Raw genomic sequence first — 23,660 nt, 5'->3', positions numbered from 1 at the left:
ATGCACGCCACGGCGGAAGGAGAATCCATCAATCCACCCACGGCTTTGCGCCCGATCAATGATCGCAATGCCTGTCGCGCCCTACCCCGGATCTTTTCAACGCACCCTGAAAAATTTCGCAAAACACCTCTTGAACCTCTAGTCGCTAGAGAAACTACATTGGCCGGACTGGAACAAGGAATCGCATTATGACCCAGCCCGGAACGCCCGATGCAGGCAAGGCGGAGGCGCTCGTCTTCCGTGTCGAAGGCATGGACTGCGCCAGTTGCGCGGGCACCATCACCACTGCGCTCGGCCATCTGCCCGGCGTTTCGGACATCAACGTTTCGGTAACGCGCGAACGCATGGCGCTGTCGCTCGACGCCGCACGGACGCCGGTGGGCGCTATCGAGAAGGCGGTGCGCAGCCTCGGTTTCGTACCGACCCTGCTGGACGGCAAAAGCGATGCCGCGCCGCCCGCAGCAACGCCGCATCGCCACGACCATGAGCATGAGCACGGCCTTGCCTGCGCACATGACCGTGCGCATGGTGCGCCGGTCGCTTCCATCAAGACGGAAACGCCATGGTGGCGGAGCGTTAAATCACGCCATGCGGCCATTGGCGTGGTGCTGGTCGCGCTGTCCTTCGCGGCCGAATTCTTCTGGCCGCAAAGCAGTCGCTATGTGTTTTCGGCGGCGACGCTGGTCCTCGTCGCCCCGATCGCGAAGCGCGCCTTCGCGGCCGCCCGACTGGGCGCGCCCTTCACCATCCAGATGCTGATGAGCATCGCCTCAATCGGCGCGCTGATCATCGGCGCAGTCGAGGAAGCGGCCGTCGTCGTCCTGCTGTTCCTGATCGGCGAGGTGCTGGAAGGGCTGGCCGCGGCGCGCGCCCGCTCGGGCATCAAGGCGCTTGGGTCGCTCATTCCGCGCACCGCAATGGTGGAGGACGGCGGCAATCTGCACGAAGTATCGACCGATCAACTCGCCATCGGCCAGACCGTGGTGTGCCGACCCGGCGACCGCATTCCGGCCGATGGCGTGGTGCTGGCCGGCATATCGAGCGTCGACGAATCGCCGATGACCGGCGAGAGCGTGCCCGTCGCCAAACAGGAAGGCAGCGCCGTCTTCGCTGGCTCGATCAACCACGACGCGTCGCTGCGCATCCGCGTCGAGCGCGCGCCATCCGACAACACCATCGCCCGCATCATCGCGCTGGTCGAGGACGCGCAAGAGGCCAGGGCCCCGACCGAACGCTTCATAGACCGCTTTTCGCGCCTCTACATGCCGGCCATCGTGGCGTTCTCGGCGCTGGTCGCCATCGTGCCGCCGCTGGCCGGTTTCGGCACATGGGACGAGTGGATCTACCGCGGGCTGGCGCTGCTGCTCATCGGCTGTCCCTGCGCGCTGGTCATTTCCGTTCCCGCGGCCATCGCCTCCGGTCTTTCGGCCGGCGCGCGCCACGGCGTGCTGATCAAGGGCGGGGCCGTGATCGAAACGCTGGCGGAGGCGAAAACCGTCGCCTTCGACAAGACCGGCACGCTGACCATGGGCAGGCCGCGCGTCACCGATGTGGTGGCCGCCGATGGCGACGAGGCGCGGCTCATTGCAATCGCCGCCGCCATCGAGCGTGAATCCAGCCATCCGCTCGCGGCCGCGATCGTCGATCATGCGAATGAAGCCGCCGCGTCTTTCATTGCCGGTGAAGACATACGCGCCATAGCCGGACGCGGCATGGAAGGCCGCGTCGACGGGCGGGAGGCGTTCATCGGCGCGCCGCGCTTCGCCGCCGAGGCCGGCGGCGTTTCCGACGATCTGGCCGAGGCGGCGGCGGCCTTCGAAAGCAAGGGCAAGACCGTGGCCGTGGTGGTCCTGGACGGAGCGGCCATCGGGCTGGTGGCCATGCGCGACGAACCACGCCCGGACGCCGGCGCGGGTATTGCCGCGTTACGCGAACTCGGCGTCGACAGCGTGATGCTGACCGGCGACAACGCCCGCACCGGCAACGCCATCGCCGCCAGGCTCGGCATGCAGGCGCGCGCGGAGCTTCTGCCGCAGAACAAGGTGGAGGAAATCCGCAGGCTTGCCGCCAACGGCAAGGTGGTGATGGTGGGCGACGGCATCAACGACGCCCCGGCTCTCGCCGCTGCAAGCATCGGCGTCGCCATCGGCTCCGGCACGGATGTCGCCATGGAAACCGCCGACGCCGCCCTGATGGGCAGCCGCATCACCGACGTCGCCGGCATGATCGCCCTGTCGCGCGCCACCATGCGCAACATCCACCAGAACGTCGCCATCGCGCTCGGCCTCAAGGCGGTGTTCCTCATCACCACCGTTACCGGCCTGTCCGGCCTGTGGATCGCCGTTCTGGCGGATACGGGCGCCACGGTGCTGGTGACGATGAACGCCATGCGCCTGCTGGCCTTTCGCCCCGGCAGGTGAAGGCAAGGAATTGTCAGGAGAAAAGGGCTGCGATGCAGTTTCATGAAACCCTCACAAGGTTAGCGCGTTACACTCTTTCGACCGGTGCTATCCACACCTGTTTCAAAGAGGGGTTTCCTTGTGATGTTTCCGATCAGAACCTTGGCCGTCGCCGCCTTGTCGCTCGGCATTTCCGTTGCATCCGCGAATGCGCAGGTTGTCGTGTCATCCAAGATCGACACGGAAGGCGGCGTGCTCGGCAACATCATTCAGCTCGTGCTGAACGCCAACGGCATCGAGACCAGCGACCGCATCCAGCTGGGCGGCACGCCGGTGGTGCGCCAGGCGATCCTCGCCGGCGAGATCGACATCTATCCCGAATATACGGGCAACGCCGCCTTCTTCTTCGAAAAGGCCGACGAGCCGGTGTGGAAAGACCCGGCGCAGGCTTATGCCGAAGCAAAGAAGCTGGATTACGACGCCAACAAGATCGTGTGGCTCAGCCCTTCGCCCGCCAACAACACATGGGCCATCGCCCTGCGCAAGGATGTCGCTGACGCCGGCAATCTCGCCACGCTGTCGGACTTCGGCAAATATGTGACCGACGGCGGCGAGGTGGTGCTGGCCGCGTCGTCCGAATTCGTCAATTCGGCTGCCGCCCTGCCCGCGTTCCAGACCACCTACGGCTTCAAGCTGAACCCGGACCAGCTCATCACGCTTTCCGGGGGCGACACGGCCGCCACCATCGCCGCCGCCGCCAACCAGACCAACGGCGCAAACGCGGCCATGGTCTATGGAACCGATGGCGGCATCGCCCCTTCCGGTCTGGTCGTCCTCGAAGACGACAAGCACGTGCAACCGGTCTATCAGCCGGCTCCCGTCATCCGCGAGGAGGTGCTGAAGCAGAACCCGCAGATCGAGGAACTGCTAAAGCCCGTGTTCGGGAAACTGGACCTCACCACACTTCAGGACCTCAACGGCCGCGTGCAGGTCGGCGGCGAGCCGGTGAAGGCGGTGGCTGAGGATTTCCTGAAGCAGAACGGCTTCCTGCAATAAAGAGCAGGGCGCGGCGGTGGGCATCCGGTTCGACAAGCTCGGCGTGGTGATCGCCGCGATCGCCGCCTATGCCTGTCTTGTCGCCCCCTTCGCCACCTTCCGCGCCAACCGCATCGTGCCCGGCGAGGCGCGGTCGATGCTGGAAGCGCTGCCGCCGGCCGCCGGTTGGACGCTGACGGCGATTGTCGCCGCCGCAGCGCTCGTCGCCCTCCTGCGCACGCCCCTCCTGCTTCGCCTTGTCGCCAGCGTCATCGCGCTCGCAGCCGTTGCCGTGCTGATCGGGCTGGCTGGCTCCTTCCTCACGCCGGAAGGCGACAGCTATGCCCGCATCTCCCCGGCGCACGGGTTCTGGCTGCTCGTGTTCGCCCTGGCGCTCCTGCTCGCCGATGTTCTCACGCGCCTCTCGCTTTCGCCATGGGCTCGTGTCGCCGCGCTCGCCGCCGCGGTTGCCGCGCTTGGCCTGCTGCTCGCCTCGGGCAGCTGGAACAGCCTTTCCATCCTCAAGGAATACACGAACCGCGCCGATAGTTTCTGGACCGAGGGCGGCAAGCATCTGACGCTCGCGCTCGGCTCGCTGGCCGCAGCGGTCGTCGTCGGCCTGCCGCTCGGCATCCTGTGCCATCGCGTCGACCCGCTGCGCGCCGGCGTGCTCAACGTGCTGAACATCATCCAGACGATCCCTTCCATCGCCCTGTTCGGGCTGCTGATCGCACCGCTCGGCTGGCTTGCGGCCAATGCGCCGGGCGCGGCCGCGCTCGGCATTCGCGGCATCGGAACCGCGCCCGCCTTCCTGGCGCTCTTCCTCTATTCGCTGCTGCCTGTTGTGGCCAACACGGTGGTCGGGCTTGCCGGCGTGCCGCGCGCAGCCAACGACGCGGCGCGCGGCATGGGCATGACCAGCCGCCAGCGTCTGTTTCGCGTTGAACTGCCGCTCGCCCTGCCGGTGATCCTCACCGGCATCCGCATCGTGCTCGTCCAGAACATCGGCCTCGCCACCATCGCCGCCCTCATCGGCGGCGGCGGCTTCGGCGTGTTCGTGTTCCAGGGCATCGGCCAGACGGCCATGGACCTCGTGCTGCTGGGCGCTTTGCCCACGGTGATGCTCGCCTTCACAGCCGCGATCGTCCTCGACGCCGTCGTCGAACTCACCTCCATCCAGAAAAGCGGGGCCTCGTCGTGATCGAGATCGAAGGCATCACCAAGCGCTACGGCGACATCACGGTTGTGGACGACGTTTCGATGGTCATCGAGCCGCGCAGCGTCACCGTCATCGTCGGCACCTCGGGTTCGGGCAAGACGACCCTGCTGCGCATGATCAACCGGCTGGTCGAGCCGAGCGCCGGAGCAATCAGGCTTGACGGCGCGGACAACCGCTCGCTGCCCGGCTACGAACTGCGCCGCTCCATCGGCTACGTGATACAAGGCCACGGCCTGTTCCCGCACCGCACGGTGGCGGAGAATATCGCGACCGTGCCCCTGCTGCTCGGGTGGGATAGCGAACGCATCAGGGCCCGTGTCGAGGAGTTGATGAGCCTGTTCCAGCTCGATCCGGCCGAGTTCGCCAGCCGCTATCCGCACGAGCTTTCGGGGGGCCAGCAGCAGCGCGTCGGCGTCGCCCGCGCGCTGGCGGCGGGGCCGAACGTGCTGCTCATGGACGAGCCGTTCGGCGCGCTCGATCCGATCATCCGCACCAAGGCGCAGGAAGATTTGCTGGCGATCCAGAAGCGCCTCGGCACCACCATCGTGCTGGTCACGCACGACATGGAGGAGGCCGTGCATATGGGCGACCGCATCGCCGTGATGGATGGCGGCAGGCTGCTGCAATACGATACGCCGGACCGGATTCTCGCGCATCCGGCGAGCACCTTCGTCGACACGCTGGTGGGGGCCAGCGAAAAGCCGTTCCGGCTGCTCTCGCTCGGCCGCGTCGGCGACGCAGTGGAGGAAGGCAGGGCCGAAGGCGAGCCCATCGCCGACGACGCCAGCCAGCGCGACGCGCTGGCCGAGCTTTTGTGGTCCGGCCGGCCGGCCCTGCCGGTGCGAAACGCCAACGGAAGGCTGATCGGCAGGGTCACCGTGGACGGACTGGTCCGGCTGGCCGCGTGTCCTGCGTGAGATCGGGCGTGAGGGAGCTGGCATGAAGTGGCTGCCGACACTTGCCCGGCTGGCGCTTCTGGCGTTGCTGGTCGTTTTCGTGACCAACCCCGGCTGGTTCGAGCCCCTGCTGAAACCGCTCACCGAGAACAACGCGCCGGCGATCTACAATCAGGGCGATCTGCTGACGCTGACGCTCCTGCACCTGCGAACCGTCGCCATCGCCACGCTTGGCGCCATCGTCGTCGCCGTCGGTCTGGCGATCCTCGTCACGCGTCCGTTCGGAACCGAATTCCTGCCGCTGTCGCGCAGCCTCGTCAACATCGGTCAGACCTTCCCGCCGGTGGCGGTGCTGGCGCTGGCCGTGCCGGCGGTCGGCTTCGGCGAAAAGCCGACGCTGATCGCGCTGTTTCTCTACGGGCTCCTGCCGATCTTCGAGAACGCGCTGACCGGGCTCACCACCCTGCCCGCCAATGTGGTCGAGGCGGCGCGTGGCGCGGGCATGACGCCGGCGCAAAGGCTATTGAAGGTCGAACTGCCGCTCGCCCTGCCGGTGATGCTTGCCGGCATCCGGCTGTCGGTTGTCATCAGCCTCGCCACCGCGACCATCGGCTCCACGGTCGCGGCAAAAACGCTGGGCGAAGTCATCATTGCGGGTCTGCTGTCCAACAATCTGGCCTTCGTCCTGCAAGGCGGGCTGATCGTGGCGGCGATCGCCGTACTGATCCATGACGGGTTTCTGGCGGTGGAGCGCATGGCGGCGCGGCGCATGGGACGGGATCGCTAGAGCCTGTCGCCCGAAAGGGGAAACCGGTTTCGGGGCAGGGACATGCGTAAAAACAAGAACTTAAAGCGTAGGGAGCGAATCTGAAAGATCGCGATACGCTTTTAGAGCGGTTCCGGTCTTCACTTGAATCGACAGAACCGCTCTATCTCTTTATTGCAACCGCATTTCCAGGCGCAAAGCTGTTCACACCTTTGCTGGAAAGGCTCTAGACGCGCCCCTTCCAGGGGATGAATATCTTCTCCAGGTAGCGGATGAGCAGGTCGAAAGCGAAGGCGAACACGCCGATGACGATGATGCCCATGATGACGGTGTCGCTGGCCAGATATTCGGCGGCGTTCAGAACCATGAAGCCGAGGCCGCGGCTAGCGGCGACCATTTCGGCGGCGACCAGCGTCGTCCAGCCCACGCCGATGCCGATGCGCATGCCGGTGAAGATTTCGGGCAGCGCCGCCTTCATGATGACCTGAAAGATGACCTGGCGGCTGGTCGCGCCCATCGCATAGGCGGCGTGGATCTGTTCGGTCGAGACGGAGCGGACGCCGGCGCGGGCGGCGATGGCCATCGGCGCGAAGATCGCCAGGAAAATCAGGAAGACCTTGGGAAACTCGCCAATGCCCAGCCAGATGATGACCAGCGGCAGATAGGCCAGCGGCGGCAGCGGGCGATAGAACTCGATGATCGGATCGAGCACGCCGCGCACGAAGCGGTTGACGCCCATCATGATGCCGATCGGAATGGCCGTCACACACGCCAGCGCGAAGGCGCCGAAGACGCGACCGAGGCTGGCAAGGGTGTGTTCGACCAGGGTCGAGTTCGCCACACCTTCGGTCATCGCCAGGATGAACTTGTTGTAGACGGCGATTGGAGAAGGCAGGAACAGCGGCCTGACCCAGCCCATCGAGGTGATAAGGAACCAGGCCGCAATCAGCACCAGCGCCGTTATGAGGCTGATGTGGCTGCTATAGCCCTCGCCCGGCGCGCCGTAGATCTTGCCGGGCTTCGCCGACTTAGCCTTCGACAGCCGCTCAAGCATTGACCAGCTCCGGATTTCCTGATGCTCGCTCGTCGCCATAGATGATCCCCAGTATGATTTCCCGCATCTGGATGAAGTCGGGACTGGACTTGATTGCGCGCGCATCCCCGCTTTCGAGGAAACGGCGGTTGAAATCGAGTTCGTAGGTGTGGGTGATACGGCCCGGTCGCGGCGACATCACGATGAGACGCGATCCGAGGAACAAAGCCTCTTCGACGCTGTGGGTGATGAAGAAGAACATCTTGTGGGTGTGCTGCCAGACCCTGAGCAGCAGTTCCTGAATGGTCTCGCGAGTCAGCGCGTCGAGCGCCGCCATCGGCTCGTCCATCAAAAGCATGGCCGGATCGCAGGTCAGCGCCCGAGCAATGCCGACACGCTGCTGCATGCCGCCGGAAAGCTGATAGATCATGTGCCGGTGGAAGTCCTCAAGGCCGACCAGCGCCAGATTGCGCACGGCGCGCTCGCGCCTCTGTTCCCTTGGAACACCCTGGAGCTTGAGGCCGAATTCGGTGTTGTCGATGACGTTCAGCCAGGGCAGCAGCGCGTGCTTCTGGAACACCACGCCACGGTCGGCGCCCGGCCCGGTGACGCGGCGGCCGCCCAGCGTGATCTCGCCGGCGGTCGGCGCCATGAAACCGGCCATCAGGTTGAGCAGCGTGGTCTTGCCGCAGCCGGATGCGCCGAGCGCCACCACGAAGTCGCCGCTGTTGATCGTCACGTTGACGCCCTTTAGCGCGATCACCGCTTCATCCGAATGAAGCCCCGGATAGGTCAGGTTCACATTGCTTACGTTGAGCGTTTCCATGTCTTGCCTTCTCGCGTCGTGTCCTACGGGCATGCGCCGGGGCTACAGGACCGTGACGGACCCGTATGGAAAGAACAGAACCGGCGGCGGCAGTCGCCGCCGGCAGGTATTTCAATTGTTACTTCGCAGCCGACGTCACGAAATCCGCGTTCACGTGGGGGGTGTAATCCTCCAGCGCGTGGTCGATCTGCTTCTGCTCGACAAGGAACTTAGCACTTTCCGTGAAAGCCTGCACCGCCCCGCTGTCGGCGCCGCCGCCGAGCCATGCGTTGGAGGCCTGTTCCTCGGCCGTCGGGAAAACCAGCAACTGCAAGGCTTCGACCGCACCTTCGGGGCTGCCGCCGATCAGCTTGACGATGTTCTGCACCTCGGCCGAGTCCGCCGTCCATTTGTCCTTGTTCGCGGCATAGTCGTCATAAGCGTCGGCCAGAACCTTGGTGAAGGCGTTCATGAAATCCGGATTGTCGGCGGCGAATTTGCGATCCACGACGATACCGTCGAAGGTCGGAACGCTTTCCTTGCCGATCACTTCGGAGTCCGAGATGACCTTGCCGCTTTGCAGGATTTCGGTCAGAGCCGGGGGCCACACATAGGCGGCGTCGATGTCGCCGCGCTGCCATGCGGCCACGATCTGCGGCGGCTTCATGTTGAGGATGTTGACCTCGCGCGGATCGATGTTCCACACCCTCTCCAGGCCGACGAGCAGATGGAAGTGCGAGGTCGAAACGAATGGCACGCCCACCTTCTTGCCCTTCAGATCTTCCGGCTTCTCGATGCCGGAGCCTTCGCGGGCCACAAGCGCTTCGGACTTGCCGATATTGTCGAGGATCCAGAAAAGCTGCATGTCGACGCCACGAGTGGCGGCGGCGGCCGCTCCCGTCGAGCCGATGACGCCGATGGGCACGTTGCCGGACGCAAGCGCGGTGGAAATATCGCCTGCGGACGAGAACTGGCGCCAGTCCACCTTGAAGCCGGTGTCTTTCAGCGCCTCGTCGAAGCGGCCGTCGGCGATGGCGGTGACAAACGGGCCGACAATCTGCTGATAACCCACGACAATCGTCGTCTGGGCGAATGCCGCCCCCGCATAGAGGACCGACGCCGTCACCGTGGCGACGCGGGCAATTCCCTTCAGTGCCTGAAATGGTGTCATTGATTTTCTCCCATTGAAACTGCGGAAATTCATGGTCCGCCCCAAGCCGCAACCTTTGCCGGTCGTTTTTCTAGCCTGTCTGACTTTAGGTGAGCCCATGCCCTCACCTTATATCCAATCTGAAACTTCAATGAGTCCAGATATGGCCACGAGACACTATATCATATCCACGCCTGAATGCGCGGCGCCAATATCCGGCGCGGAATCTTGAAGCCGGTTCTTCCGCTCTGCTTAAATGTGCAGACAGACGGAACGATCCGGCCACCCGAGCCGCCTTCCGCGACCGTGTGGCGGAGTGGACGACGGTCGGAACGAATAGCGATGAGCGATGTTTCCTTTGAGATTTTTAACCCGCTAAATGCTAGTGCTGCCGTCGCTGCCTGAAGAGTGCAGGGAGCGCAGGTGCGCGACGCGGACCAGATAGTGCAGGATCAATGATGGGGTCAGGGCCATTGTCACGCAACTTGTGCTTTCCCTTGCTTGGCGCGCTCGCCATGATCGGCTCTTTCACCACCGCCCACGCCGAAAACCTGCTGGTGACGGTGCAGAAGGTTGAATATTCAAGCTATGCCGCACCGCTGGAACTGGCGGGCGATATCCATGCCCGGCTGAATGTGGATCTTTCCTTCCGGGTCAGCGGCCAGATCGTGGAGCGCATCGCCGATGTCGGCGCGCATGTTCAGCCCGGCGACATTCTGGCGCGGCTGGACGATGCGGAGCAGCAGACCAATCTGCGCGCCGCCCAGGCCTCGCGCGATGCGGCGCAGGCGATGCTTGTCGAAGCCGAGGCCGCCTATCAGCGCCAGCGGCAATTGCTCGATCAGGGCTTCACCACAAGAAGCCGTTTCGATCAGGCCGAACAGCAATGGCTGACGGCCACAAACACCCGGACCAGCGCCGACAGCGCGCTGGAGAATGCCCGCGACGAGCTCTCCTATACCGAATTGCGCGCGCCTTCGGCCGGCATCGTCACCTCACGCGATATCGAGGTGGGACAGGTGGTGCAGGCGGCGCAACCCGTCTTCACCCTCGCCGAGGACGGAGGGCGCGACGTGGTGCTCGACGTGCAGGAGACGCTCGTCAATCATGGCCCTCCCGGAACGTCGGTTACGCTCACCCTGCTCTCCGATCCCTCGATCAGGGCTCGGGGGCGCGTGCGCGAAGTCTCGCCGGTCGTCGATGCGCGCACGGGCACGGTGCGCGTCAAGGTCGAGATCGTCGATCCGCCGCCGCAGATGACGCTCGGGACGGTAGTGACCGCCGCTGTGCATCTGCCGCAGGCGCAGGCGGTGGCGCTGCCATGGAGCGCGCTGACCTCCGACGCGGGAAACCCGGCGGTGTGGAGCATTGCGCCGGAAACCGGTGTCGTAAGCCGCGTTCCCGTCGAGGTTCTCGCCTATGAGCGCGAACGCCTCATCCTGCGCTCCGGACTGGAGGAAGGCATGACCGTGGTGGTGAAGGGCGGCCAGATGCTGCATCAGGGTCAGGTCGTCGAAATTCTGGATTCAGATGCCGAACAGGAAGGCCAGTGAGCATGACGCGCTTCCTGCATCTGCTGCTTGTCTGCGCACCGCTGGCGCTGCTTTGCGCCTGCGGCGAGGTGGAAACGCCGCAGCAGGAAACCCCGCCGCGCCCGGTGATCTATACCGTGGTCGAGCCTCACGCGAGTGTCGAAACCGGTTTCACCGGAACGATCGAACCCCGCTACAGCGCAGCACTTGCCTTCCGCGTGCTTGGCCGCATCACCAGCCGGCCCGTAAACGTCGGCGATCTGGTCGGGAAAGGCGAGGTTGTCGCGGCGGTCGATCCGGCGGCGCTCGATCTCGCCATGCAGTCGGCGCGCGCCGACCTCGCCAGCGCCGAAGCGCAGTTTGCCAGCGCCTCGGCCAGTGAAGAACGCCAGCGCGCCTTGCTGGCCGTCAACAGCGTCTCGCAGGCGATCTATGATGCGGCCCGCCAGGCGCGCGACAGCGCGGCCGCAGGCCTCGAAAAGGCGCGCGCCGGCCTCAGCAAGGCCGAGGACCAGCGCGGCTACGCCCAGCTTCGCCCGGATTTCGATGGTGTCGTTTCAGCCGTTCATGCCGAGGTCGGCGAGACGATCGCCGCCGGCCAGCCGGTGCTGACCGTGGCGCGTCCCGACATCCGTGAAGCCGTCGTCGACGTGCCGGATACGCTGAACGGACTGCTGACGCCGGGAACGGAGTTCGAGGTGCGGTTGCAGGCCGACCCTTCGGTAACCGGCAGGGGCACGGTCCGCGAAGTGTCTCCCCAGGCGGACCCGCAGACGCGTCTTCGCCGGCTGCGGATCGCGCTCGACGAGCCCGATCCGGGCTTCCGGCTTGGCGCGACCGTGCGCGTGGCGCACCGGGCGGCCGGCCCCGCGCCGGTGGTGCTGCCGGCCAGCGCGCTGATGGAGAAGGACGGAACGGCTTCGGTATGGCTGGTGGACCCGCAGGCCCTTCAGGTGAAGAGCCAGCCGGTCACCGTCGCGCAACGCGGGCGCGATGGCTTCGTCACCGATGACGTGCCGGTGGGCAGCTATGTGGTGACAGCCGGCGTGCATGAACTGTCGGAAGGCCAGAACGTGCGGCTTGAGGGCGAAGGAAAGCGGAATTGAAGGGCTTCAATCTTTCCGACTGGGCTTTGAACCACCGTTCGCTGGTCTGGTATTTCATGGCCGTCTTCCTGATCGCCGGCGTCGCTTCCTATGTGAAGCTCGGCCGCGAGGAAGACCCGCATTTCACCATCAAGACCATGGTGGTGCAGGCCAACTGGCCCGGAGCTTCGGTCGAGGAAACGCTCAACCAGCTTACCGACCGCATCGAAAAGAAGCTGGAGGAACTGGACGGGCTGGATTTCACCCGCTCCGTCACCACCGCCGGCCAGTCGGTCGTGTTCGTCAACCTCAAGCCCACGGTCAAGGCGAGGGACGTCGAGCCGAGCTGGGTGCGGGTCCGCAACATGCTGGAGGATATCCGATCCAGCCTGCCGGAGGGCGTGTACGGTCCCTATTTCAACGATCGTTTCGGTGACGTGTTCGGCAACATTTACGCCTTCACCGCCGACGGCCTGTCGATGCGCCAGTTGCGCGACTATGTCGAAGAGGTGCGCTCGCGCATCCTGACCATTGAAAACGCCGGCAAGGTGGAACTGATCGGCGCGCAGGACGAGGCGATCTATCTGGAATTCTCGACCCGGCAGGTGGCGGCGCTCGGCCTCGACCAGCAGGCGATCCTCGACAGTCTGCAGGCGCAGAACGCCATTACGCCATCGGGCGTGGTGCAGGCGGGGCCCGAACGCATCAGCGTGCAGGTGAGCGGCCAGTTCACATCGGAAGAGGATCTGCGCGCGGTGAACCTGCGCGTCAACGACCGCTTCTTCCGTCTTTCCGATGTGGCGACGATCACACGCGGCTATGTCGATCCGCCAAAATCCCTGTTCCGGGTCAATGGCGAGACGGCCATCGGGCTCGCCATCGGCATGAAGCCGAACGGCAACCTGCTGGAATTCGGACAGGCGCTGGAAGAGCTGATGCAAAAGGCCATGAACGACCTGCCGGTCGGCATCGCCGTCACCAAGGTGGCCGACCAGCCGGAAGTGGTCGATCACGCCGTGTCGGGTTTCACCAAGGCGCTGTTCGAAGCCGTCGTCATCGTGCTTGCGGTGAGCTTCGTCAGCCTTGGCGTGCGCGCCGGGCTGGTGGTGTCGCTGTCGATCCCGCTGGTGCTCGCCATCACCTTCCTCACCATGTCCTATATGGACATTTCGCTCCAGCGCGTGTCGCTCGGGGCGCTCATCATCGCGCTCGGCCTTCTGGTCGACGATGCGATGATCGCCGTGGAAATGATGGTGGCGCGGCTGGAAAAAGGCGATCCGCTCAACAAGGCGGCCACCTACGTCTATTCGCACACAGCCTTCCCGATGCTGACGGGAACGCTGGTGACGATCGCCGGCTTCATCCCCATTGGGCTCAATTCCAGCCAGGCGGGCGAATACACCTATACGCTGTTCATAGTGATCGGCGTGTCGCTGCTGGTGTCGTGGATCGTGGCGGTGCTGTTTGCGCCGCTGCTGGGCGTCACGCTGCTGCCGGCGAAGCTGAAACACAAGGCCGGGGAAGCAGGCCCGGTGATGCGGGCCTTCGGCCGCGCCCTGCTCGCCGCCATGCGGTTCCGCTGGGTGACGATCATCACCACCGTCGTCCTGTTCGCGATCGCCCTCTTCGGCATGACGTTCGTCGAACGGCAGTTCTTCCCCGAATCCGACCGACCCGAACTGGTGATCGACTGGCGGCTGCCCGAGAACAGCTCCATCGCCGACACCCGCGAACAGATGGTCCGCTTCGAGGAAACCGTGCTCCGGGACAATGCGGATGTCGACCACTGGAGCAGCTATGTCGGTCAGGGAGCGGTGCGGTTTGTGCTGGCTTTCGACGTACAGCTCTCCAACCCCTATTACGGCCAGATGGTGGTCGTGGCGAAAGATATCGAGGCGCGCGACAGGCTGCGCCAGCAGTTCAACGAGACGCTGCGGCGCGAGTTCGTGGGCACCGACGCCTTCGTCAAATATCTGGAGCTGGGGCCGCCAGTCGGCCGTCCGATCCAGTTTCGCGTCTCGGGACCGGACATCCAGACGCTGCGCGGCTACGCCCAGCAGCTCTCCGCCATTCTCGACACCGACGACCGGCTCGGCGTCGTCGCCTACGACTGGAACGAACCCGGCCGCGTGGTGCGCGTCGACGTGTTGCAGGACAAGGCGCGCAAGCTCGGCATATCCTCCAAGGACATCGCCACCACCCTGAACGGTGTCGTCGGCGGCATCGCCATCACCCAGGTGCGAGACGCCACCTATCTGGTCGATGTCGTGGTGCGGGCGCGCGAAGCCGAACGCAATTCCATCGAGACGCTGCAAAATCTCCAGATCGCCACGGGCACCGGCAGCTCCGTGCCGCTGGCCGCCATTGCCGACTTCCGCTATGAGCTGGAGCAACCCGTGGTGTGGCGGCGGGGCCGCATTCCCACCATCACGATTTCCGCCGGCATCGTCGACAAGACCATGCCCGACACCATCGTCAAGGACATCTCGCCGAAGGTCGACGCCTTCGCGGCCGGATTACCGGCCGGCTACAATGTCGAAACGGCCGGCACGGTGGAGGAAAGCGCCAAAAGCCAGGGGCCGATCGTGGACGTCGTGCCGCTGATGCTGTTCGTGATGGCGACCATTCTGATGCTGCAACTGCAAAGCTTCCAGAGCCTGTTCCTCGTGGTGGCGGTGGCGCCGCTCGGCATCATCGGCGTATCGGTCGCCATGCTGCTCAGCGACAAGCCGCTCGGCTTCGTCGCCATACTGGGCGTGCTGGCGCTGGTCGGCATCCTGATCCGCAATTCGGTGATCCTGATCGTGCAGGTGGAGGAGCATATCCGTGAAGGCGAGCATCCGTGGGACGCAGTGGTGAACGCCTCCACCCACCGCATGCGCCCCATCGCGCTGACCGCCGCCGCGGCCAGCCTGGCGCTGATCCCCATCTCGCGCGAAGTGTTCTGGGGGCCGATGGCCTTCGCCATGATGGGCGGCATCATAGCCGGCACCGCGATCACGCTGCTGTTCCTGCCCGCGCTCTACGTGGCGTGGCATCGGGTGAAGGAGCCGGCGCGTGAGGAGACAGCGGAGGCCTGACCACGGCCAGAACGCGGCAGCTATTCTTCCGCGTCCTGCACTTCGCTTTCCGTCGCCATCGAGATCGGGATTTCACCGGCCAGAAGCTTGTCCTTCGAAAGCAGGCCGGCATCCTCCAGCGCTTCGAAATCGGGCAGGTCGCGCAACGTATCGAGCCCGAAATGCGACAGGAAGATTTTGGTCGTCACATAAGTGTAGGGCGCGCCTGGCGTCGGGCTGCGCGGTCCCGACGCGATGAAATCCTGCCCCCGCAGCACTCCGATCAGGTCGCGGCTTATCTCTCTTGCGAAGAAGGACGAAAGCTCGGCGCGGGTGATCGGCTGGAAATAGGCGATGGTCATCAGCACCAGCGCTTCAGTCTGCGACAGCGGGCGGCTGGTCTTTCCCGTGGCCTGCCCCGAAGCGGCGCGGATCGCATCGGCGAAGGCAGGGCGTGTGCGATGCTGATAGCCGCCGGCGACCTTGACCAGATCGTAGGGACGGCCACGCAACTCTTCCCGGATGTCGTCGATGATGAGGTCCAGATTGCAGTCGCGCCCCACCACCTTGGCCAGCACTTCGCGCGGCACCGGCTCGGAGGCCGCGAAAATCACGGCCTCGACCCGGCTCATCCATTCGCGCCAGCGCAGTTCGGGCGGAAGATGCTCCAGCTCCGTGTCGAGCAAAGGCGGTTGCTTCGTCGTCCGGGCTGTTTCTTCGTCCTGTATCCGGTCCGCGGCCACGGTCACAGCCCATAAATCCTGAAGCTGGGGCGGCCTGTCAGTTCGCGCACGGCCTCGAACTGTTCGAGCCGGGCGAACAGCCGCCGCGAGGCGAAGCGCGAGAGCCGGCGCGTGGCCAGCGTGCCCGCCACCGCGTCGTCGCCCAGCAACAGATCGAGCGCATCGGGCGCGCCCTTGGCCCGAAGCTTCGGCGCGACTTCCAGAAGACGCTGCGCGCGGCGCGCCAGAACCCCAGCATCCCGCAGGGCGGACGCAGCACCCTCGACACAGGCCAGGCACAGCGCCTGTTCGAATCCGGGATCGTTCGGCCTGATGCGCTTCGATCGGCCGCCCTCAACCCGCAACACCGGATCGAACGCCAAAGCCATGGCCATCGGCGTCGCCCGATCCCAGCCAAGACTGCGGGCAAGCACCAGATCGACCAGCCACCAGCACAACAGCTCCGCGCGGGGCTCCAGCGCCATCACCCGCGCCGCCGCAGTTGCAGCGGCGACCGGAGCCGGCTTGCCGGTCGTCGCCGCTTCCTCGACCGCGCCTGCCAGCGCCTGCCAGTCCATATCGCCCGGCAGGCCCATCAGATCGCCCAGCGTCGCCAGAGTTTCGGCGTCGACATGCGGCCGGTGCGAGGCGAGCCTGCGCCATGCGGCGAAGAGATTGCCGGCTGGCCCCGGATCGGATCCTTTCGGGCACAGATACCAGGCATCGCGCAAGGCCTGCTGCGTCTCGGTGCGGCCGGCCAGACGACAGGCCCCCCCGGCGCACTCAAGCGCCAGCCGGTTGCGCCAGGCTCCGGCCCAGATCGGCCCGGCGCGCACGAGAGCATCCAGAGCGTGAAGGGCGGCTCCGGCAGTGAAGAGAGCGGTTGAAGGATCAGCGACGTCGCCGCGCACGGCGATCCAGCCCGGCAGACGCGGAACGGCCTGCGGCATGGCCAGCGCCGGCTCGAAACCCGGCAGCGAATCGGAACGCTTTCTCATGGCGCGAGCTTAACCGCACCGTGCGGATCGTTACAGATTACCTGTTTCGATCCGCACAATTTATCAGGCACGGGGATTTCTTTCGCCGCGCCTCGCCGTCAGAAGCTGTTGCGTTCGTGATAGGTGCGCAGGAAGGCCTGAATGCGCGGGTCTTCCGGATGATGGAGAATGCCGCTGGGCGCGTCGACGCCGACAAGCTCGCCTTTCTCCATGAACGCCACCTGATCGGCGACATGGGCGGCGAAGCCCATCTCATGGGTGACGACGACCATGGTGATGCCTTCCGACGCCAGCGCCTTCATGACGTTGAGCACCTCGCCCACGAGTTCGGGATCCAGCGCCGAGGTCGGCTCGTCGAACAGCATCAGACGCGGTTCCATGGCGATGGCGCGGGCGATCGCCACGCGCTGCTGCTGGCCGCCGGACAGGCGCGAGGGATGGTTGGCCATCTTATCGCCGAGGCCGACCTTGTTCAGCGCTTCCGCCGCGCGCGCCTCGGCGTCGGCCTTCTTCATGCCGCGAACGCGGATCAGACCTTCGGCCACGTTCTGAAGCGCGGTCATGTGCGGCCACAGGTTGAACTGCTGGAACACCATGCCGATGGAACGGCGCATGTCGCGCAGCTTGCGTCCGGCCATCTTGCGCCCGCCGGGGCTTTCATAGCCGATCAGCTGGTCATCGATCCGCACCTCGCCGGAATCATACTCCTCGAGGAAGTTGATGCAGCGCAGCAGCGTGGACTTGCCCGAGCCGGACGGGCCGATCAGGCAGGTGACCTTGCCCGGCGGGATGGAGAGGTCGACATCCTTCAGCGCCTGGAATTTGGCGTAGTATTTATTGACCTTGCGGATTTCGACGGATGACGCGGCGAGCATCTTACGTCCTTTCAATGAGATAACCGGTAATGCGCTTTTCAAGCCGGCGACCAAAGCGCGAGATGGTTTCGACCAGGGCCCAGAAGAACAGCGCCAGCACGAGGTTCGCCTCCAGATAGCGGAAGGTCTCGGTGGACATGCGCTGGGTCTGGTACATCAGCTCGGGCACAGTGATGATCGACAGGATCACCGTCTCCTTGGTCAGGATGATCGAGAAGTTCACCAGCGCCGGCAGCGCCGAAACCAGACCGAGCGGCAGCAGGATGCGGCGCACGATTGTCGGTTCCGACATACCGATCGCCCGCGCGGCCTCGATCTGGCCGATGGGAACGGCGCGGAAACCCGAACGGAAGATTTCCGCGAAATAGGGGCTGCCATAGACGGTCAGACCAAGGATGCCAGCCGGCAGCGCATCAAGCCGAAGACCGATCAGCGGGCCGCCATAATAGAGGACGAAGAGCTGCACGAGGAAGGGCGTGCCACGAATGACCTCGATATAGGCCTGCACCAGCCAGCCGACGGGGCGCGGCGCATAGCGCTGCACAAGCGCGATGACCAGACCCAGCACCATGCCGAAGATCGTGCCCAGCAGCCAGCACAGGATGGTGAGGCCGAAGCCGCGCAGCAGCATCGGTCCGTATTGCTGCAGGATGTTCCATTCCATTACACGGCCATCCTGTGTTCGAGGTAACGCCCAAAAGCGGCCAGGCACAGATTGATGATGAGATAGATGCAGGCGGCGGCGAGATAGACTTCGAGCGGACGGAAAGTGGTGGCCGCCTGCGCCTGGCTGGCGCGCGTCAGCTCCAGAATGCCGACGACCGAAACCAGCGACGACGCCTTCACCAGCAGGATCAGCTCATTGATCAGCGCCGGCAGCGACAGGGTGATCGCCTGCGGCAGCACGATCCGGGCCCAGATGGCGGGCGGGGCCATGCCGATGGCGGTGGCGGCCTCGGCCTGCCCCCTCGGCAAGGCGTTGATGGCGCCGCGCCAGATTTCCGAAATATAGGCGCTGGCGCAGATGCCGACCGTGACCACGGCCGCAACCATCGCCGGAACGTCTATGCCGATGACAGGCAGCAGATAGTAGAACAGCAGAAGCTGGACAAGCAGTGGCACGCCGCGCAGGAAGCTGACCCACAGGCCGGCGATGCGGCGCAGCCAGACCACCGGCGAGAGCGCCGCGGCGCAAACCAGCGCGCCGATGACCAGCCCCAGGCTAATGCCCAGAACGGAGATCAGCAGCGTATAGCGCGCCGCCCAGAAGAGTGGCCCGAAACTGTCGAGAAAGGTCGGGATCGAGAACATCGCGCCTCCGCTTGCCATCCCGGCGGTCCGGGAAAAACGCGGGCGGGTGAACCCGCCCGCGGCATAATATTACTTGGTCGGAACTTCGCGCGGCAGTTCGGTGTAGGAACCCAGCCACTTCTCCTGGATGGCCTTGACGCGGCCGTCATCGGTCATCTTCAGCATGGCGTCGCCGATGGCCTTGGCGAAGCTTTCGGTGTCGGCTTCCTTGCGCAGAACCCACGCGAAATAGGTCGGCTGGCCGAAGGAAGCCGGTTCGAACAGGGCGAAGGTCTCGCCACGGTTCTTCACCAGATAGGTCAGGTTCGGCAACGAGCCTGCGACGGCGTCAAGACGACCGGCTGCGAGATCGGCATAGGCCTCGTCGGTGGTGCCATATTCCTTGACGTTCACGCCGCCGAGTTCCTTGCCATAAGCCTCAAGCTGGCGGAACTGCGCGGTGCCCTGCTGAACGCCGACGGTCTTGCCCTTGATGTCCTCCGGCTTCTGCAGCTCGGTGTTGCTGGCGGCGCGCACCAGCGAAACGGTGGCGTCGGCGATCGGCAGGGTGAAGGTGTAGCGCTCAAGACGCTCCGGCGTGATGGTGACAGGCGCGATGACGATGTCGAATTTCTTGACCTCGAGGCCGGGCAATTCGGCGGTCCACGGAATGTCCTGGTAAACAGGCTCAACGCCGATTTCCTTGGCGACCTCGTCGAACAGGTCCTTGGTCATGCCCTGATAGACGCCATCGATGAGCATGTCGAAGGGGGCGTAGTGCATGTCGGTCGCGGTGACGATCTTGCCTGCGGCCTTGATGTCATCGAGCTGATCCGCGCTGGCGGGAGCCGCGAGAGCCATCAGCGCTATGCCGGCGAGGGCCGATTTCAGAATTCTGGAAAGTGTCATTTCGTTCTCCTTGCTGGACAGGTTTATGTCGTGAATTCACGGATTTGACCGGAATGGCCGCGTTTTGCGGACGCCGGACCGGTGCTTGCCCTCTGACGCCATCACCGGACGCTCGCCATTGCGCTCATATACGTGAGTCCGAGACCTCGTTATTGTTCATTTTTCAACGCGCCACCAGTGACCGCAACGCAAAGCCTACCAAAGTATGGCCCCTATCAGGTCAGCATGTTGCCCGAGATAATGATACGCTGAATCTCGCTCGACCCCTCGTAAATCCGCATGATGCGAAGGTCCCGGTTGATGCGTTCGACCGGGAAGTCGCGCGTGTAGCCATAACCGCCATGCAGTTGCAGCGCGGTGTCCGCGATCTTGCCGGCGGCCTCCGAAGCGCCGAGCTTGGCCATGGAAGACGCCAGCGAGAAGCGCCCGCCATGCTCATGCGCCAGATCACGCTGGCGGGCGGCTTCCTGCGACAGAAGCAGCGCGGATTTGTAGGCGAGCCCCATGTCGGCGATCATCCAGCGTATGCCCTGCCGCTCCGACAGCGCGACACCGCCGATCACGCGCTCCTTCGCATAGCCGATGGCGGCGTCCACCGCGGCTTTGGCCATGCCAAGGCACTGCGCAGCCACCTCGATGCGGCCATTGTCCAGAACCTGCATGGCGGTTCGGAAGCCCTTGCCCTCTTCACCCAGTAGCGCGTTCGCGGGCAGTTCGCAGTCGAGATTGATGGTGAAGACATGGCCGCCCTTGAGACCCATGGTCTTTTCAGGTGCGCCGGCTTCCAGGCCCGGCGTGCCCTTGGGCAGGATGAAAGCCGAAATGCCGCGATGCGCCTTTTCGGGATCGGTCACCGCATAGACGACGAGGAAATCGGCCACGCCGCCATTGGAAATGAAACACTTGGCGCCCTTGAGGCGCCAGCCTGTCTCAGTACGGCGCGCGCGCGTCTTCATGTCGGCGGGATCGGAGCCGGCGGTGGGCTCGGTAAGCGCGAACGCACCCAGCGCCTCGCCGGAAGCCGCTTTCGGCAGCCATTCCCGCTTCTGCTCCGCCGTGCCACCGATCAGGATCGAATCGGTCGCCAGATAATGCGCGGTGAGCGCCGAAGCGGTGGAGCCACAAGCGCCGGCGACGATGGACACCGCCCGCAACAGCGCAGGCGCGGAAATGCCGCCGCCCTCATAGGCTTCCGGCAGGTTGGCGCCCATCATGCCCGCTTCGCCGAGCGTGGCGAGCTGCTCATGCACGAAACGCGAGGACTCGTCGGTGTCGGCGGCGAGCGGCGCGATCTTGTCTGCGCAGATGCGCTCCAGCACCTCGCAGAACATGCGCTCCTCTTCGGAAAGCATGTGCCAGGGATCGTCAATCTGCGTCATGCGGATACTCCAGTCCAAATTCCTTCAGGACCGCCTCGATGTCGCCGCCAAGGCGCGGCGCAGAGGCCGGGGCGACGGGCTTGACGCCGTCGAAACGCACGGGCTGACCGACAACCGGCGCGCGGCCGAGAACCGGATGCGGCAACTCGCTCACCAGACCTCGCCGGATGGCGTGCTCATTGTTGGCGGCCTGCGCAATGTCCCAGATCGGCGCGGTGGGCAGGCTCTGAGCCGACAGGGCGGCGACGGCTTCCTCGGTCGTCAGCGCGCCCGACCACTCCTCGATCAGCGCCCGTAGCGCCGGCTCGTTTTCCGTGCGGCTGCTGTCGCTTGCAAAGCGTGGATCGTCCGCGATCCCCGGCTTGCCGATCAGCGCCGCCAGACGCTGGAACTGACCGCCATTCAGCACGGCGATGACCACCTGCCCGTCGCTTGTCCCGAAGCAGCCGAAGGGGGTCGAAAGCGGGTGACGGTTGCCAACACGGCCGGGAGTCACACCATCATAGAGATACTGGGCGTGGCTCGTCGTCAGCATGGAGAAGAGAGCGTCATACATGGCGACGTCAAGGCTTGCGCCCCGCCCCGTCGCATTGCGCTGCACCAGCGCAGCCATGATCGACCAGCCTGCGAAGAGGCCGGCGATCAGATCGGCGACGCTTTCTCCGGTCTTCAGCGGCGCACCGCCCTCCTCGCCCGTCGACGCCATCAGACCCGACATAGCCTGCACGACCAGATCGTAGGCGGGCAGGTCCGTGAATGGCCCCTCCTGACCGAAACCGGAAATCGAGCAGTAGATCAGGCGCGGATTGGCTGCACGCAACGCCTCTGCACCAAGTCCAAGCCGTGCGGCGACGCCGGGGCGGAAATTCTCGACCACCACGTCGACGCGGGCGGCCAGCTCCTGCGCAAGTTTCAGGTGGGCAGGCTTCTTGAGGTCCAGCGCAAGGCTCTTCTTGCCGCGATTGTTCAGCGTGAAAAGCGCGCTTTCACCGTCCTTGAACGGGCCGATATGACGGTAGTCATCGCCCGCGGGCGGCTCCAGCTTGATGATTTCCGCACCAAGATCGGCCAGCAACGCCGTGCAATAGGGGCCGGCCAGAACCCGCGAAAGGTCGAGAACCCTGATTCCGTTCAGCGGCCCGCTCATGCGCGCTCCCGTCGCGGGCGCATCAATCCGCTCATATCCGGCCGGAACGGGTTCAGGCATGTCAGCCTCCAGGCACGCATGGGACGAACCCGATGCGACGAAAATATCAGCAGGGTCCGGACAATCCGGCCGCCTGACCGGCGCCGCGATCACTCTCCTCACCCGGCATGACCCTAACAACAACAATGCCTCTATGTCTATACTTATCTTTTGTCTATGTATAAACTTATGTCGATGAATTGCCCCAGTGGTCTCGTGACAATGCGTTTGCGACCACTTGAACGGGCCGCCGGGAAAGCTGCGGAGGAACCAGCTTTCGTACGCCATCGCGCTGTTTCATGCCGCTTTGCATGGGAAGGCGGCCAGGGAGGAGAAAACGAATGCCCGCAAGACCGGCCGGATCGACATCCCCCAAGGCGCTGAACATCGCCAACGAGGTGCGGCGCCGCATCATCGAGCTCGAATGGCGGCAGGGCGAGCGCATTCCCGACGAAGCCGATCTCGCCATCGAATTCGACGCGGCGCGCGCGACCGTCAACAAAGCGCTGCAACTGCTGGCCGATGAAGGGCTCCTCGACCGCCGCCGCCGGGCCGGCACGCGCGTTACGGTCAACCCCACGCGCAAGGCGACAGTGTCCATTTCCATCGTGCGCGAACAGGTCGAGCAGGCCGGCATGGCCTACAGCTACCGCGTTGTGGCGCAGCGCCGCAGCCCTGTACCCGCGGACATCGGCGCGCGTCTCGGCCTGCCGGAAGGCAAGCTGCTGGTCCACATGCGCGCAGTGCATTATGGCGATGGCCGTCCCTTCCAGCTCGAGGACCGGTGGATCAACACCAGTTCGGCGCCGGGGCTGGACGGTGTCGATTTCTGGCAGCTCAACGCCAATGAATGGCTGGTGCAGAACGCACCCTACCTGCGCGCCGAGCTCGCTTTCACCGCCGCCAACGCGGACAAGCGCGAAGCGCGCCTCCTCCAAACCAGGCAAGGTGAGGCGCTGCTCGTCATGCAGCGCACGACATGGAACGATCTGGGGCCGATCACCACAGTCCGTGTCGCGTGCCAGCCGGGGCACCTCATCAGCACCGACGGCGGCTACGCGAAAAGCAACTGGTCCCCGGGAGAGACGCGCACGCCGCGCATCTCCTGATCATCGGCCATTCCCGTATGGATTAATCCGCGTAGCCTGGCGGTCGTAATCCCCTTCCCTAATCCCCATCCTCCCGGATGAGGAACTGCGCGTCCATTGCCCCATTGCGCATGGTGTTACGACGCAGGTGCAACTGTTCAATGGCGACGTCCGGCGCGACAGTCCAAACGCCGGACCAGCCAGAACTTCCGGAATGGGATCGAGGGTTCCTGA

The 23,660-nt window shown here is 64.7% G+C and carries 20 protein-coding genes; 9 read left to right on the top strand and 11 right to left on the bottom strand.

Translation table 11 applies throughout. The features are described 5' to 3' along the window. Nucleotides 1-188: 188 nt before the first annotated feature. From ABID44_RS03285 to ABID44_RS03265, 5 genes are all read left to right on the top strand, one after another. Nucleotides 189-2,420 (top strand): heavy metal translocating P-type ATPase, encoded by a 2,232-nt coding sequence (locus ABID44_RS03285; protein ID WP_354150255.1) that lies wholly within the window; start codon nt 189-191, stop codon nt 2,418-2,420. A gap of 123 nt (nt 2,421-2,543) precedes the next feature. Beyond that, a complete protein-coding gene (gene osmF, locus ABID44_RS03280) occupies nt 2,544-3,455 on the top strand; it encodes a glycine betaine ABC transporter substrate-binding protein OsmF (RefSeq protein WP_354150254.1) in 912 nt (303 codons plus the stop codon). A 16-nt stretch (nt 3,456-3,471) separates the two neighbouring features. Continuing rightward, nucleotides 3,472-4,635 carry an ABC transporter permease gene (locus ABID44_RS03275; protein WP_354150253.1) on the top strand — a complete coding sequence of 388 codons (1,164 nt, stop codon included), beginning with the start codon at nt 3,472-3,474 and terminating at the stop codon, nt 4,633-4,635. Next, nucleotides 4,632-5,570: an ABC transporter ATP-binding protein gene (locus tag ABID44_RS03270; RefSeq protein ID WP_354150252.1), complete on the top strand. Its 939-nt coding sequence runs from the start codon at nt 4,632-4,634 to the stop codon at nt 5,568-5,570. Before ABID44_RS03275 ends, ABID44_RS03270 begins: the two co-directional genes overlap by 4 nt. Before the next feature lie 22 nt (nt 5,571-5,592). Continuing rightward, on the top strand, nt 5,593-6,336 hold the full coding sequence (locus ABID44_RS03265) for an ABC transporter permease (protein WP_354150251.1): 744 nt from the start codon (nt 5,593-5,595) through the stop codon (nt 6,334-6,336). A 205-nt stretch (nt 6,337-6,541) separates the two neighbouring features. Here the strand turns inward: ABID44_RS03265 and ABID44_RS03260 are convergent, their stop codons facing one another. The 3 genes from ABID44_RS03260 to tauA all read right to left on the bottom strand — a co-directional run bounded on the left by ABID44_RS03260 (nt 6,542) and on the right by tauA (nt 9,324). Beyond that, nucleotides 6,542-7,369, bottom strand: a complete 828-nt coding sequence (locus ABID44_RS03260) for an ABC transporter permease subunit (protein ID WP_354150250.1) — start codon at nt 7,367-7,369, stop codon at nt 6,542-6,544. After that, nucleotides 7,362-8,174, bottom strand: coding sequence for a taurine ABC transporter ATP-binding protein (locus ABID44_RS03255; protein WP_354150249.1), 813 nt, complete (start codon nt 8,172-8,174; stop codon nt 7,362-7,364). Before ABID44_RS03255 ends, ABID44_RS03260 begins: the two co-directional genes overlap by 8 nt. A 118-nt stretch (nt 8,175-8,292) precedes the next feature. Further along, entirely contained in the window at nt 8,293-9,324 is a 1,032-nt protein-coding gene (gene tauA, locus ABID44_RS03250; protein ID WP_354150248.1) for a taurine ABC transporter substrate-binding protein, read from the bottom strand. Between the two features lie 452 nt (nt 9,325-9,776). On the opposite strand from tauA, the gene ABID44_RS03245 reads away from it, so the two are divergent. The 3 genes from ABID44_RS03245 to ABID44_RS03235 are packed head-to-tail and all read left to right on the top strand — an operon-like array spanning nt 9,777 to nt 15,000. Continuing rightward, nucleotides 9,777-10,856 (top strand): efflux RND transporter periplasmic adaptor subunit, encoded by a 1,080-nt coding sequence (locus ABID44_RS03245; RefSeq protein WP_354150247.1) that lies wholly within the window; start codon nt 9,777-9,779, stop codon nt 10,854-10,856. A 2-nt stretch (nt 10,857-10,858) separates the two neighbouring features. Further along, on the top strand, nt 10,859-11,941 hold the full coding sequence (locus ABID44_RS03240; RefSeq protein ID WP_354150576.1) for an efflux RND transporter periplasmic adaptor subunit: 1,083 nt from the start codon (nt 10,859-10,861) through the stop codon (nt 11,939-11,941). A 56-nt stretch (nt 11,942-11,997) separates the two neighbouring features. Continuing rightward, complete coding sequence (locus ABID44_RS03235; protein WP_378226457.1) at nt 11,998-15,000, top strand: efflux RND transporter permease subunit; 3,003 nt, start codon at nt 11,998-12,000, stop codon at nt 14,998-15,000. A 20-nt stretch (nt 15,001-15,020) separates the two neighbouring features. Here ABID44_RS03235 and scpB read toward each other — a convergent pair whose 3' ends face one another. From scpB to ABID44_RS03195, 8 genes are all read right to left on the bottom strand, one after another. Next, on the bottom strand, nt 15,021-15,728 hold the full coding sequence (scpB, locus tag ABID44_RS03230) for an SMC-Scp complex subunit ScpB (RefSeq protein WP_378226383.1): 708 nt from the start codon (nt 15,726-15,728) through the stop codon (nt 15,021-15,023). Next, on the bottom strand, nt 15,725-16,699 hold the full coding sequence (locus ABID44_RS03225; RefSeq protein WP_354150245.1) for a DUF1403 family protein: 975 nt from the start codon (nt 16,697-16,699) through the stop codon (nt 15,725-15,727). Before ABID44_RS03225 ends, scpB begins: the two co-directional genes overlap by 4 nt. 98 nt (nt 16,700-16,797) lie before the next feature. Next, nucleotides 16,798-17,574 (bottom strand): amino acid ABC transporter ATP-binding protein, encoded by a 777-nt coding sequence (locus tag ABID44_RS03220; RefSeq protein WP_354150244.1) that lies wholly within the window; start codon nt 17,572-17,574, stop codon nt 16,798-16,800. A 1-nt stretch (nt 17,575) separates the two neighbouring features. Further along, the gene (locus ABID44_RS03215) at nt 17,576-18,238 is read right to left on the bottom strand and encodes an amino acid ABC transporter permease (RefSeq protein ID WP_354150243.1); all 663 of its coding nucleotides are present in this window, start codon (nt 18,236-18,238) and stop codon (nt 17,576-17,578) included. Further along, nucleotides 18,238-18,903, bottom strand: coding sequence for an amino acid ABC transporter permease (locus tag ABID44_RS03210; protein WP_378226382.1), 666 nt, complete (start codon nt 18,901-18,903; stop codon nt 18,238-18,240). The genes ABID44_RS03215 and ABID44_RS03210 overlap by 1 nt, the downstream gene beginning before the upstream one ends. 51 nt (nt 18,904-18,954) lie before the next feature. Next, nucleotides 18,955-19,773, bottom strand: a complete 819-nt coding sequence (locus ABID44_RS03205) for a transporter substrate-binding domain-containing protein (RefSeq protein WP_354150242.1) — start codon at nt 19,771-19,773, stop codon at nt 18,955-18,957. Nucleotides 19,774-19,988: 215 nt separating this feature from the next. Further along, entirely contained in the window at nt 19,989-21,152 is a 1,164-nt protein-coding gene (locus ABID44_RS03200) for an acyl-CoA dehydrogenase family protein (RefSeq protein WP_354150241.1), read from the bottom strand. Then, nucleotides 21,139-22,299 (bottom strand): CaiB/BaiF CoA transferase family protein, encoded by a 1,161-nt coding sequence (locus tag ABID44_RS03195; RefSeq protein ID WP_378226455.1) that lies wholly within the window; start codon nt 22,297-22,299, stop codon nt 21,139-21,141. Before ABID44_RS03195 ends, ABID44_RS03200 begins: the two co-directional genes overlap by 14 nt. A 380-nt stretch (nt 22,300-22,679) precedes the next feature. Between ABID44_RS03195 and hutC the strand changes: the two genes are divergently transcribed. After that, on the top strand, nt 22,680-23,447 hold the full coding sequence (gene hutC, locus ABID44_RS03190; protein ID WP_354150239.1) for a histidine utilization transcriptional repressor HutC: 768 nt from the start codon (nt 22,680-22,682) through the stop codon (nt 23,445-23,447). Nucleotides 23,448-23,660 lie beyond the last annotated feature (213 nt).

This window comes from Aquamicrobium ahrensii (assembly GCF_040545755.1).
Lineage (GTDB): Bacteria > Pseudomonadota > Alphaproteobacteria > Rhizobiales > Rhizobiaceae > Mesorhizobium > Mesorhizobium ahrensii.
This window is presented reverse-complemented; position numbering and strand designations above follow the sequence as displayed.